The organism is Plantactinospora sp. B5E13 (assembly GCF_039871775.1).
In the GTDB taxonomy this organism is placed as follows: Bacteria; Actinomycetota; Actinomycetes; order Mycobacteriales; family Micromonosporaceae; genus Plantactinospora.
This window is the reverse complement of the sequence record NZ_JBDPLT010000087.1, coordinates 1-13,232: the sequence shown is the minus strand read 5'-3', so window position 1 is coordinate 13,232 and position 13,232 is coordinate 1. Positions and strand designations below refer to the sequence as shown.

The 13,232-nt window shown below is 71.0% G+C and carries 5 protein-coding genes and 2 pseudogenes; all 7 read right to left on the bottom strand.

Annotated elements, in window-relative coordinates; translation table 11 throughout:
* Positions 1-65: 65 nt before the first annotated feature.
* Positions 66-4,328 carry a S8 family serine peptidase gene (locus tag ABGB05_RS36485; protein ID WP_347658596.1) on the bottom strand — a complete coding sequence of 1,421 codons (4,263 nt, stop codon included), beginning with the start codon at positions 4,326-4,328 and terminating at the stop codon, positions 66-68.
* Positions 4,329-4,591: 263 nt separating this feature from the next.
* Positions 4,592-8,881 carry a GH92 family glycosyl hydrolase gene (locus tag ABGB05_RS36480; protein WP_347658595.1) on the bottom strand — a complete coding sequence of 1,430 codons (4,290 nt, stop codon included), beginning with the start codon at positions 8,879-8,881 and terminating at the stop codon, positions 4,592-4,594.
* Positions 8,882-9,451: 570 nt separating this feature from the next.
* Positions 9,452-9,793, bottom strand: coding sequence for an NAD-dependent epimerase/dehydratase family protein (locus ABGB05_RS36475; protein WP_347658594.1), 342 nt, complete (start codon positions 9,791-9,793; stop codon positions 9,452-9,454).
* A 204-nt stretch (positions 9,794-9,997) separates the two neighbouring features.
* Positions 9,998-11,215, bottom strand: a complete 1,218-nt coding sequence (locus ABGB05_RS36470) for an FAD-dependent oxidoreductase (protein ID WP_347658593.1) — start codon at positions 11,213-11,215, stop codon at positions 9,998-10,000.
* Between the two features lie 50 nt (positions 11,216-11,265).
* The gene (gene sigJ, locus ABGB05_RS36465; RefSeq protein WP_347658592.1) at positions 11,266-12,126 is read right to left on the bottom strand and encodes an RNA polymerase sigma factor SigJ; all 861 of its coding nucleotides are present in this window, start codon (positions 12,124-12,126) and stop codon (positions 11,266-11,268) included.
* A 118-nt stretch (positions 12,127-12,244) separates the two neighbouring features.
* A pseudogene (locus tag ABGB05_RS36460) lies at positions 12,245-12,441 on the bottom strand (hypothetical protein); the annotation flags it as partial.
* A gap of 266 nt (positions 12,442-12,707) precedes the next feature.
* A pseudogene (locus tag ABGB05_RS36455) lies at positions 12,708-13,031 on the bottom strand (XRE family transcriptional regulator); the annotation flags it as partial.
* Positions 13,032-13,232: the final 201 nt, after the last annotated feature.

The window sequence follows — 13,232 nt, the reverse complement described above, 5'->3', positions numbered from 1 at the left end:
GCCCGGGGCGGGTCGACGGCGCGGTCCCGCCGGCCGGTACCGGGTTCGGTACCGGCGGCGGCCGGTCAGTACCGGAACACCGCGAGCTGGGCGCCGGCCGGGCCGAGCGTGTAGCCGGTCCGGGTGGCCGGGTTGAGCTGGACGTACGAACCGTTGATCGGCAGCGCGATGTCGAAGAAGTTGAACCCGCTGATCCGCTTCACCAGCTTGCCTGTCTGGTCGAGGACCACCACCGAGCAGACGCCGTTGTTGTCGATCACCTCGCCGAAGCTGCCCGGGCTGCGCACCTCCTCCATCACGAAGTACCCGTTCGTCTCGTCGACGGTCGGGTGCTGGTAGCTGGTGCCGGTGAGGGTGACCGGAACCCCGGTCCGGGTGCCGAGATCGTAGATCCCGAGGCCACCGTCGCGGGTCGGGGCGAGCATCCGGTGGGTGGTCGAGTCGATCGCCAACCCGCTCGCCCCACCCCGGCCGAGGCCGGGGAAGGTCTGCACCGTCCCGCTGTCCAGGTCGACGCTGACGAACCGGGTCTCGCCGCCGGAGCTGAACAGGTCGGTGCCGGCGAGCACCGCCTGCCGGGTGGTGTTGTCCGCCCCGAACGCGGTCACCAGCGGATACGGGATCCCCGCCAGCGCCGGCTGCACGTCCGTCGGCGTGCCGAAGGTGTTCGCGGCGACGTCCGAGGTGAAGACCCGGTAGCCGCCGTTCGGACCGTTCTGGCCGTACAGGAAGGCGGTGGTCGAGGTGCGCTGGTTCGGCGCCGGGAGCGGGCCGCTGGTGCCGGTGGCCGGCACGTTCTCGGCCGGCGGGGTCCACGCCCCGCCGTCACCGCCGGTCGCGACCGGCTTCAGGACCTGGAAGGACTTCGTCCCGTCCGGGTCGATCCGCTGGTAGAGGCCGACACCGTTGGCCAGCACGCCGGGGCCGGCGCCGATCAGACCTGCGGTCTGGTAGCGGCTTGTCGACGACGCCACCGTACCGGTCACCGTGTTGGTCTTCTGGTCGAAGAGCTGCACCGCGCCGGTGCCCTGGTTGACGGTGAGGAAACCCTCGTCACCGGCACTGTTGATCCCGTAGCCGCCGGCCAGGCTGCCCCCGCCGATCGGGCGTACGCCGTCCCGCGACAGGCTGCTGACCCCACTGGCCTGGCCGACCACCCGCCCCCTGCGGGTGGGCAGTACGCGTACCACGTGGTCCATCGCGGCGCTGAGGCCGACCGTGGCCGGATCCAGGGTCACCGAGCCGCGGGTGCCGCGGACCGGGGCGGCGTGCACCGAGCCGGTGTCGACGCCGTTGGCGTCCCGGACCGTCCCGTTCGGATTGTTGAACAGGTTCCGGTTGCCGAAGATGGTCGGTCCGGGGGCGCTGATCTCGATGATCGCCCCGTCCGCGCCGGGTACGTCCCGGACGTCCCAGCTCACCCGGAACTTCTCGCCGTACTCGGTGACCAGGTTGTGGCCGCCGGCCCCGTGGTCGGCGACCGCCGCCAGGGTCGGCTCGGCCGGCTGGGCGTCCGAGGTCGGGGCGACCCGCAGGTAGGAGAACGGGGTGTAGGTGACCGCGTTGCGTCCGGCGGACGCCGGCTGGATGCCGACGCCGTAGATGCCGCCGCCGGAAAGCGCCGAGACCGGCACCCGCACCGTGCCGGCGGGCCGGGTCAGCGGCACCGTGTACGCCGGCCGGAAGACCTGCGCGGAGACCGGGTCTACCCGGCCCGGCTCGGAGACCACCAGTACCGCGTCCGACGGCACCGCCGCCATCGACCGCAGGTCGTACGTGACGGGGATGCTGTCGCCCCGCACCACGGCCGGCACCTCGGGCGCCGGCCCGTACGTCGACCGCCCGTCGCCGGGTCCGAAGGTGAGGCTGACCCTGGCCTGGGCCAGCGTCTTCTTTCCCTTCGTCGCGGTGTACGTCAACTCCACCGTCCGGGGCGCCGGGGCGGCCAGCGGCAGTCCCGCCGCGGCGAGTACCTCGCCGGGCAGCAGTCGGGCCGCCGGGGTGTCGGCGAGCCGTCGTCCGCCGACGGTGAGCGCGTACCGGACGCCGTGTTCGGGCAGGCCCAGCCAGTCCGGGGCGATGGTCAGCCGGTCGTTGAGGTGGTCGTGGTCGAGCGGGATGTTGGCCGGGTCGGTGGTGGTGTCGAAGATCGTGTCGAACGGGTCCCGGGGGTGGCGGGCGACCACGCCGACCCGGGGCACCGACGGCGTCAGCGGTTTGCCCGCCTCCGCCAGCAGCCGCTCCACCGCACGACCGGCGTTCACCTGCGCGCCGACGTGCAGTTCCACGTCGGACTGGGCCGGGGTGTACGTCGGGGTCGCGGTCGCGACCAGGAAGTCGCGGACCCGGACCGGGTCGGTCAGCCGCTTGGCGCCGGTGAGCAGCTTCTTGTTTCCGGTCAGCTTCGCCACCTGGAGCACCAGCGCGGCGACCGCCGCCACCTCCGGGGTCGAGGCCGAGGTGCCGCCGTTGTAGGCGACGGTCACGTCGGTGGCGCTGCCACCCACGGCGTGCGCGAGGGCGAGCAGGTTGTCCCCGGGGGCCGACAGGTTGACCCGGGAGCCGCGTCCGCTGGCGTACCCCCGGGAGCCGTTGTACCGGGTCTCGGCGTACGCCGGCTGGCCGCCGACCTTCTCGCCCGGCGGCGGTGCGGAGGTGGTGTCGTTGAGCGTGCTGCCGCCGACGGCGATGGACCCGGTGTCGGGGATCACCGACGGCGCGGTGGAGTGTCCGACGTCGGCGAGGTCGGTGACCGGGCCGGTCCGCCGGTCGGCCACCTCGGTCGCGGTGCTGCCGCCGGAGGCGGAGACCGCCGCGTTGGTGTAGCCCCGGGTGCCGTCGCCGGAGGAGACGCAGACGACGATCCGATAGTCCCGGACGATCGTGGCGATCACCGAGGCCATGATCGGGTCGTCCTCCATGTACCGGCCGGAGAAGCCGGCGGTGTCGAAACCGAACCCGATCGACGCGGTGATCACGGTCGGCCGTGGCTCCTGCCGGGCCGAGGCCAGGAACGCCGCGGCCATGTCGGCGGTGGTCGGGCCGTTGCGGGCCGGCAGCACCAGCCGGTAGTCCGCACCGGGGGCGATGCCGAGCAGGTCGGTGTAGCCGCTGCCCGGCCGCTCGGGCCGCTGCCGGTCCCGGGGCAGCGGGGCCATCATCGTGAAGTCCAGGCCGGCCTCGCTCAGCACCGGGTCGTCGGCGCCGCAGGTCTGCCCGAGCGGGTCGAGGGTGGCGTCGCTGTCCGCGGTGTAGGTCGGGATCAGCGGCATGCCGGGCCAGTCCAGGTAGCGCTGGCCGTCCTGGACGACGGTGGTCGGCCCGTACGACGCGGCCCAGCTGAAGCACGGGTGGGCCGGGTCGGCGGCGGTGGACTGGTCGGTCAGGGTGCCGAGCGAGACGTTGGTGATGATCTCGCCCTGTCCGGGGAGCTGCCCGAACCGCTGGCTGATCGCCGCGTACGCCGCCACCGCGTTGACCCCGGGCTGGTTGAGCAGGCTCTGGGCACTGGTGGTGAGCCCGAAGTTGGTCGGCAGGCCGCCGGCCGGCGTGGTGGTGCCGGCCGTCCGGGCCGTCGGGGCGGTCGCCGTCAGCAGGGCGTCCGGTACCGGGGTCGGGCCGGTGTTCAGGGTGGTCACCCGCCAGTCGGGCGCGGCGTAGCTCACTGCCGGGTCGGCGCGCAGCGCGGCCACCGCGGCCGGCACCGTCTCGGCCGGCACCCGCAGCCGGTACAGCCGGGAGACGTCGAGCAGCGGCCGGTCGGCCGTGTCGGTGCCGGCCTTCGTGGTGCCCGGCGCGGTCTTCGCGGCAGTCGGGGCGAGGTCGGGCAACACCCGCTCGGCCCGAGCCACCCCGAGGCCGGCGAGCACCTTGTTGAGTCGGCCGTCGCTGGTGTACGTCGCCGGGCGGGCGGCGTCGGCCCGGGACCGGCCGAGGTCGAGGCGGGAGGGGCCGGAGACGTCGCCGTCGTACACCACGAGGACGCTGTCCGACGCGTACGCCTCGGGCCGGCCCTGGGCCAGGGTGGCCACCAGGTCGGGTCGCGCCGGCAGCACGCCGGCCGGGTTCGCCGCGTCGCGGCGCAGCGGCACGTTCCGGACTTCGGCGGTGCCCCGGTCCGGGTCGACGACCCGGGCGAGGCCGTCGGTGTAGACGACCGCGTACCGCCCGTCCGGCAGGTGCAGCTGGGAGTACGCGACCGTGGGATGGAAGGACGGCGTTTCGGGCGGTACGGCGGCCACGACGGACCGCGGCACCGCCGCCACGCCCAGCGCGGCGACGGTGCAGCCGACCACCGCGTGCGCCAGGTACCTGCGGGTACGCAGCATGGGCACACTCCTCGACCCTGGCGAGGTGACCAGGATCCGACGTAGTTGATCAAGATTGGTCGGCGGAAGTAAAACATGATCTTGGTCAACACGTCTATGCCGGACACCTGCGGGAACGGCGAAAAGATCCCGACACCGGCAAATTTCCACAGTAGAGCTGCCAGCCGGCTGGACGCCGGACGACGTGGGGGCGCCGGACGACGTGGGGACGCCCGGCCGCTCGCCGGACGCCCCCACGGGTGGAACTCAACCGTCGCCGGTCGTCACATGGCGCCGCACTGTCCGGTGGCCGGGCCCCGGACGATGTTGGCCAGGCCGTTGCCGAACGGGGCCGGGTTGTTCGCCGCGCAGGCCAGCGGCCCGCCGATGCTGCTCGCCGCGACCAGCGGGCCGACGTTACCGGTCAGGCTCACCGGGCCACCGATCTCCGCCGACTCGATGCCGACCTCGCCGGTCGTCCCGGTCACCGAGACCGGGCCGGCGACCGTGACGTCCCGGAGCACGACTGCCGCCGCGCCGTTGGCCGCCACCGGGCCGCTGATGGTCCCGCCGTCGACGTAGAGCGCCGCACCGGCGTGCACGGTCACCGGGCCGTTGACCGTGGCCCCGTCCAGGCAGACCGCTCCGGTGGAGATCGTCAGCGGTCCGTTACGCCGGCCGGTCACCGTCGACGTGCAGGCCGGCGACGGGTTGGCCAGCAGTTCGACCTCGGCCAGCGTCGCCTCGCCGGTCGGCCCGGTGACCTCCAGGCGGTAGTGCCCGTACCGGCCGGGGCGGGCGACGGTGAAGGCCCGGGTCTGCTTGCGCCAGGTGAACTCCTGGTCGTCGCGACTGTCGACCACCGTCCACTTCTTACCGTCGTACGAGCCCCAGAGGCGCCAGTCGGTCGGGTCGGCGTCCGCGTCCGTGCCGGAGGTGAGGGTGTACCGGGTGACCCGCTCCGGCGTACCGGTGACCGTCCAGGTGACCGGGGTGTCCACCGCCGCCTGGGTGCCCGAGGTGTTGTCGGTCAGCGCCGCCGGACCGCCCTTGACCGTACTGTCGGCCAGCGGTCGGGCCGGTGCGCCGGGCGCGGTCAGCGAGACCGGCAGGCTCGCCTCGCCGCTGCCCCAGGCCGACGGGGTCGGGCCCATCCGGAAGTCCAGCACCGCGCCGTCGGCCAGGTCCGCGTGCGAGATCCAGGTCCTGTCGTACGGCACGCCGTCGACGGTCAGCGACTGGACGTAGACGTTGCCGGCGCTGTTGTCCGGGGCGTTGACCACGATGTCCCGGCCGTTCTCCAGGTGCACCGTCGCCCTGGTGAACAGCGGCGAGCCGATCACGTAGTTCTGGCTGCCGACCTGGAGCGGGTAGAGGCCGAGGGCGCTGAACAGGTACCAGGCCGAGGTCTCGCCGTTGTCCTCGTCACCGGCGTAACCCTGGCCGATCTCGCTGCCCAGGTACATCCGGGACAGCACCTCCCGGACGATCGACTGGGTCTTCGCCGGCTGGCCGGCGTAGGTGTACATCCACGGGATGTGGTGGGACACCTGGTTGCTGAAGCCCCACATGCCCATCCGGACGTCCCGGGCCTCGATCATCTCGTGGATGGTGCCGTTGTACGAGCCGGGGAACCTCGCCGTCTCCGGGGTGGCGAAGAACTCGTCGAGTTTGTCCGCCAGCGCGTCCCGCCCGCCGTACAGGTTGGCCAGGCCCTGACCGTCCTGCGGCACGTGGAAGGCGAAGTTCCAGGCGTTGGTCTCGGTGTAGTCGTGCTCGTGTCCCCAGACCCGCGGGTCGAAGGAATCCGGGTCGGACTTCCACTCCCCGTCCGCGTCCCGGCCCTGGAAGAAGTCGACGTTCGGGTCGAACATGTGCACGTAGTTCTGGGCCCGGTTGCGGAAGTACTCCGCGTCGGAACGGTAGCCGTCCCGGTCGGCCTCCGGGGTCGCCGGGTCCTCGGCCAGCGCCGCGGCCATGTTGGCGATCCCGAAGTCGTTGATGTAGCCCTCCAACGCCCAGGAGACGCCCTCGGAGACCGCCGACGCCGTGTAGCCGGCGAAGATCGAGGTCTGCAGCCCCTTGCGGCCCACGTTGGTGTTGTTCGGGTTGCTGCCCGACGGGGCCACCGTCGCGTTGCGTACCGCCGCCCGGTAGGCGGCCTCCACGTCGAAGTTGCGGACGCCCTTGACGTACGCGTCGGCGAAGGCGACGTCCGAGCTGGTGCCGGTCATCAGGTTGGCGTACCCCGGTGACGACCACCGGGAGACCCAGCCGCCGTCGCGGTACTGCTGCACGAACCCGTCGACCAGCTCACCGGCCATGGTGGGGCTGAACAGCGTGTACGCCGACCAGGTGGTGCGGTACGTGTCCCAGAAGCCGTTGTTGACGTACACCTTGCCGTCGGCCACCTCCGCGCCGGTCTCGGTCGCCGTGGTGCCGGCCGGGATCGAGGTCGAGGTGGAGGACTGCACGGCGTGCTTCCACACCGGCGCCCCGGCGGTGCCGACGTTCTCGTGCGCCGAGTTCGGGTAGAGGAAGAGCCGGTAGAGGTTGGAGTAGAGGGTGGTCAGCTGGTCGTCGGTGGCGCCCTCGACCTCGATCACCCGGAGCTTGTCGTCCCAGAGCCGCTGGGCCCGCTCCCGGACCGTCTCGAAGGTGTCGGTCCCGGCGATCTCCAGGTCGAGGTTGTGCCGGGCCTGCTCGACCGAGATCAGCGAGGTGGCCAGCCGGAGCTGGACCTGCTTTGTCGTGCTGGTGTCGAAGGCGAGGTAGCCGGTGACGTTGGCACCGCCGCCGCCGGTGAGCCGGCCGCTGCCGACCACCGGACGGTCCACCACGCCGTAGACGAACATCCGGGTGGCGCCGTTGGAGAGCCCGCTGCGGACGTCGGTGTAGCCGGTGATCCGGCCGTCCTCGCCGAGGGTCAGGCCGCCGTTGTTGTTGACGTTGTCGAAGATCAGGTTGCCCCGGTCACCGGGGAAGGTGAACCGGAACATCGCCGCGTGGTCGGTCGGCGCGATCTCGGTGGTCAGCCCGTTGTCGAAGGTCACGCCGTAGTAGTGGGCGCGGGCGGTCTCGTTGGCGTGCTGGAACGGCAACGCGCGGGCGGACCGGCTGGCGTTCGGCACCCCGGTCGCCACCGACGGCATCACCTGGAACGTCTGTCGGTCACCCATCCACGGGCTCGGCTCGTGGCTGACCGTGAAGGCCTGGATGGTCGGCCGGTTGTCGGCGTTGTTCGCCTGCTGGTAGCGGTAGAGCCAGTCGGTGGAACCGGCGTCGGTCATCGGGGTCCAGAAGTTGAACCCGTGCGGGACGGCCGTCGCCGGGATGTTGTTGCCCCGGGAGAAGCCGCTGGAGGAGTTGGTGCCCCGGGTGGTCAGCACGTGGTCGGACGGGCGGGTGTGGCTGGGGCGGGCCGGGTTCGCGGTGATCCGGATGTCGTCCAGCCAGCCGTTGAAGAGGCCCTTGCCGGTGTCGCTGTCGTACCCGACCAGGATCCGGACCGCCCGCTTGCCGGCGGCGACCGCGCCGATCCGGGACCGCTTCAGGTTCCACTGGTCGGCGTAGAGCGACCTGGACGCGCCCTGCGCCCGCGGGCTCAACCCGAAGCCGTTCTGGTCGACGGCGCCCAGGTCACTGAGGTACGTGCCGTCGTCGAAGGCCAGGTCCACCGCCGCGTACGTGCTCGGGTAGTCCAGGTCCTGCGCGGTCAGCTCCGGAAAGAGCAGGTACGACAGCTCGGTCTCCGGGGTGATCGTCAGGTCGACGTCGAAGACCCGGTTGTACGCGTAGCCGCGCCCGTCGACGATCTGCCCGCCGGAGTACTGCAGGGTGTTGCGCCCGGTCCAGCCGGCGTTCGGCTTCATGGTCGGTCCGTTGACCGGACCACCGCTGACGAAGGCACGCATGTCGGTGGCGGGTGGCAGGGTGGTGCCGCCGGCGGAGAGCTGCAGCTCGGCGAGCTGGATGATGCCGCCGCTGCGCACGGCGGTAACGTCCAGCCGGTAGTACGGGTACGCGGTGCTGTTCTCGAACCGGTACTCCCGGGTCTGGAAGCGCTCGTCGAACTCCTGCCCGGTACGGCTGTCCAGGGTGGTCCAGTTCTCTCCGTCGGCCGAGCCCTGCAGGGTCCAGTCCCTCGGGTCCCGCTCCGCCGCGTCGTTGGCCGAGGTGAGCGCGTAGTGCACGATCGCGGCCGGCTCGTCGAGGCGTACCCGGATCCAGCCGGACGAGGCGAAGGCCAGCCACTTGGTGCTGATGTTCTGGTCGACGACCCGCGCGGCGGTCTCGTTCGGCGGGTTCTCGTCGCTGGCGGCCACCTCGGTCACCCGGTCGGTGAGGTTGCCGGGGATGCCGGGGCTGCCGGTCACCCCGGACATCCGCTTGGCCCCGGTGGCGTCCACCTCGGCGCTGTTGGTCCAGGTCGGCTGGGGGTCGCCCGGTTCGAACGAGGAGTGGAACTCGGTGACGCCGGTGACGCCGGCCGCGGCCGGCAGGGGGCCGGTCGGCACCACCAGTCCGATCGCGACGGTGAGCGCCACGGGTAGGGCGCGTCTGGACAGGATCATGCACTTCTCCATGGGGGGTGGTTCGGGGCGCGAGGGCACCCCGACGGTGATGATCAACCTAATCCCGGGGGTGCCGGCGGGGACGCCTGGCCCCGCGCGTACACCGTCACCCGCCGGGCCCGGCACCGACGGCATGCCCGGCCCGGCGCCTGGCCAGCCCCCGGTGGCCCCGTCCCGAACTGTTCCGTACGCGTCCGGCCCTGCCCCGGACGACCGGCGTGTTCCTACGGTGACCGCACCATCTCCCGGCCGCCGCCACCGAACGGATCAGCCCGACGATTCGCGGGGGGTGGCGGCCGGCCGCGGTTCGATCTCCAACGGACGCACTGTGAAACGGCACGCCGCCGGGGCTCCACCCTCGCCCCGCAGCGCACTCGTCCGCTCCCTGCTCGGCGCCGGCCTCGTACTGGCGCTGGCGACGTCGGCACTGGCCGCGCCCCGGCCCGCCGCCGCGGCCCCGGCGGAGCCGGCGCCGGGCACGAACATGATCATCAACGGTACGTTCAGCAACGGCAGCACGGAACCGTGGTGGACCCGACTCGCCGAGACCAGCACCTCCGTCGTCTCCGGTCAGTTGAACGCGGCCAGCAGATGGTCCGTTCCCTCGGCGCGCAACCGGTTGGTGCCGGCGAACCACCGATCCATGTGCTTCATGTCCGGCTTACCCGCGTGCCCCACGGCAATCGCGGTCATCTGATGCACGACCACCTCCGGCCGGGCCCTGGCCACCGCCTCACCGACCGACGCCGCGTCCAGCCCGTCCATGACGATGCCGTCCGCGCCCAGCTCCGCCAGCAGGGCCAGCTTGGCCGCGCTTGTCGTCGTCGCCGTCACCTGGTGCCCCCTCGCCACCAGCAGCGGCACCAGCCGCCGTCCCACAACCCCACTCCCGCCCGCCACGAACACCCGCATGACCAACCAACACCTTTCCGATCAAATCCTGTTCCTGCATCCGAGAAGAAGCAGCCCGGCCACCCGTGACATGGGCGGCAAGGTCATTCATGAGCAATCCCCCGCCGCTGGGGTTGTCGGCCCAGCACATGGGACTTGCACGGCGAGACAACCGCAGCCGGCAACCGCACCTGACCGCCAGCAGGCGGTCGCCGTCCCGCTGGGTCAGCCAGCGAACGACGCGGAACCGAAACGCCCCCGCCCGACCGGCCTGTTGCGCCTGCCGCCGGTGGTGGCAAGCATCCGCGACGAGATAACCAGCCGCTTCGCCAACCCGTAGGTCTTGATCGGGCTGCTGCTGACCGTCTCCTTGTAGAAAACGGCCGCCCGACCGGTGATGTACCAGCGCCGGGGGGTGTCGTCGCCGTAGGTGAACTGGATGACCGCGTCCTGGCGTCCAAGGCTCACCGGCTGGTGGAGGTAGCCGAAGCGGAACGGCTTGAGCTGCTTGCCCCGCAACTGGCGAGCGATGTTCTCGGCGGCGTGCGCCGCCGTAGGCATACCGCTCTGGCAGGTGCCGTGGATGACGCCGAAAGCCTGGCGGATGGCGGCCGCGTCACCGATGGCGTAGACCTCCGGGTGCGACACCGACCGCAGCGTGGCATCGGTGATGATACGCCCGTACCCGTCGGTGAGAATGTCGGCCTCCGTGGCCAGCGGGGCCACCCGCACGCCGGTGGTCCACAGGCAGCCGTCACCGGCGACGAACTCGCCGCCTTCCAGCTCGACCCCGTCTGGAAGCACCTTGGTCACGCTGGCGCCCTGCCGGACGGTCACGCCCAGCCGCCCCAAGGCCGCCTTGACGTAGGCGCGGGCCTTGGTCCCCATCATCGCAGCCACTTCGCCCCGGCTCAGCAGGGTGACCCGGACGTTCGGGTGGGACTCGGCGATCTCGGTCGCGGCTTCGATCCCGGTCAAGCCGGCTCCGCAGACAAGGAATCCGCTGTTGCCCCGGCGCGCGAGGTGCGCGGCCATGTCCTGTGCGCTCTGCGGGCTGTTGAGGCTGAAGGCGTGCTCGGCGACCCCGGAGACACGGCCGGTGTCGGTGGTGCTGCCGACCGCATAGACCAGTGTGTCGTAGCCGATGAAGACCTGACCGCCATCCACGGTCGACACCGAGATGGTATGCGCGGCGGCGTCGATCCCGGTCGCCCAACCCTGCACGAATTCGATGCCGGTGTCGGCCACCAGGTCCGGGATGCGATGTTCGGCGAGTTGCTGGCCGGTGGCGATCTGGTGCATCCGCAGCCGCTCGGTGAACCTCTCCCATGGGTTGACGAGGGTCACATGGACCCGGCCCTTGGCTCGTTTCGCCGCGCCGAGGGCTGCCAGCATGCCGGTGTAGCCGGCGCCGATAACAACTACCTGCTTGATGTCAGCCATGCCCCAAGGACGACAGAGCCGCCCGAAACCGTGAGGCGCTGTGGCCGCCGTCACAAACCGGCAACGGCGGTGAGCTTCTCCGGGTTGCTGATCAGGTGAATCTCCCGCGCACGCCCATCGACAAGGTGCAGCACGATGACCGCCACCGGGGTTTCAGCGGAGTAGATGACGACGCCGGGCCCGCCGTTGACCTCGGCCACCACCACGCGCGGCTCCTGCGGCATGCGACCGCCGAACGTGACCAGCGCCCGCGTCACCAGATCGATCCCCTCGATCGCCTTACGCGGCGCCGGCGCCATGCCGCCGCCGTCGCACACCAGCCTGACGTCCGGCGCCAGCACCTCCATCAGCGAAACGAGATCGCCACCGGTGCTCGCCGATATGAACGACTCCGTCACCTTGCGCCGGGTCGCCTGATCGGTGTCATAGCGGCGCTGCCTGCGCCTGACATGCTCCCGTGCGCGCGACGCCGTCTGACGCACCGATTCCGGGCTGCGCTCGACCATAATGGCGATCTCGCTGTGGGAGTAGCCGAACGCCTCGTTCAACACGAAGACGGCCCGCTCCAAGGCAGACAACGACTCCAGGACCAGCAGCATCGCCAACGACACCGACTCCGAGCGAGCGACGTCGTCGGCGACATCCGGCGCGGTCAGAATGGGCTCGGGCAGCCATGGGCCGACATAGGTTTCGCGCCGGGACGCGGCACTGCGCAAGCGATCGATCGCAAGGCGGGTGGTCACCCGGACCAGATAACCCTCCGCGTTCTCCACCTGCTCGACGTCGACGGCACTCCACCGCAGCCACGCGTCCTGGACCACGTCCTCAGCGTCGCTCCAGCGGCCAAGCACCCGGTAGGCGACGGCGTTGAGAAGAGAGCGATGCTCGTTGAAGATCGTGTCGTGCGGCACCAGCCGAGCCTAGCCTGCCCTCGGCCACACCCACGTGCTCACAGTAAACGCCCTTGACACGCCAGATGCCCGTCATGCGGCATCGACGGGCCCAGTGACCGGCTCGGATTCGCGCTGCCTAGTCGCGTTCGGGTACGCGTTGCCTGGCCCAGCCGATGAAGCGTGTGATGCAGCGCGCCGGCTGGCCCCCAGGGCATGTCCTCGACGGCCTGGAACGAGGCAGACGCCGAGGTAGCGAGCCATCGACACCGGCACGCCGGCATACTCCGCGCGCAGCTCACGCCTGCGCGTCGAACACGGCCACGAAAGGCCGCAGTCGCAGCGACAAACTCGCCGCCAAACCCGCCACGACCAGACCGGACGATGCCGGCGAGCAAAAGTCATCGCGGTTGCGGGAGATATTCGTCGTACGAGATGCGCCGCACGTGGCCTCCCTCGTCGATCACGAGGGCGTTCTCTTCGCCACCCTCTGATTGAGGAGGGCACGGCGACCGAGCGTTGATCGCATCGCCCGCCGCCTCCCGTCAGGAACAAGCTACGGTCGGTGGCGAGGCGGAATGGGTAAGGTTCCTACCCCTGAGTCATGCAACGAGCCCAACCCTGACCGCGAGGTCACGGGCGTCATCTCGGACGGAAAGCGGCCCGTCGAGCAGGTCCAGGGTGATCTGGTGGGCGTACCTGTTGAAGCGGATCGTTTCCGGAGCCGACTCGTACGCCTGCCGCAGCGTCGCCACGGTCGCTTCCTTGTCGACCTTGCCGTAGTGCGCCCGCGCGACCTCGATGAGATGGCGGGCCCGGCGTGGCCGTGACGGGATCGCCGCCACATCATGACGCCGGGCCTGCCGCACCGCCTCACCTGACTTCTGCGACTCCACTGCCACGGTCACCGCATGAGCACCCATGATGACCTGAGTGGAGGAACCACTTCGGTCTGCCTCGTCGACGCCTTCCGGCACCAGGCTGACGCGTCCCTGCCCCTACGGAACGTGTCAAGGATTTGAGGCCAGCGGGAGTTATGCGGCCTGAGGTTCCGCCTCTGGTTTGTTGATCCAAACGTGTTCGGGTAGATCGAGGATCTTCGGTAGGAGCCGGTTGGTGCCGAAGCG

Excerpts from the sequence above, each read along its gene's own strand:
- ABGB05_RS36470 (WP_347658593.1), bottom strand. The coding sequence starts at position 11,215 with ATGGCTGACATCAAGCAGGTAGTTGTTATCGGCGCCGGCTACACCGGC.
- ABGB05_RS36485 (WP_347658596.1), bottom strand. The coding sequence starts at position 4,328 with ATGCTGCGTACCCGCAGGTACCTGGCGCACGCGGTGGTCGGCTGCACC.
- ABGB05_RS36480 (WP_347658595.1), bottom strand. The coding sequence starts at position 8,881 with ATGATCCTGTCCAGACGCGCCCTACCCGTGGCGCTCACCGTCGCGATC.
- ABGB05_RS36475 (WP_347658594.1), bottom strand. The coding sequence starts at position 9,793 with ATGCGGGTGTTCGTGGCGGGCGGGAGTGGGGTTGTGGGACGGCGGCTG.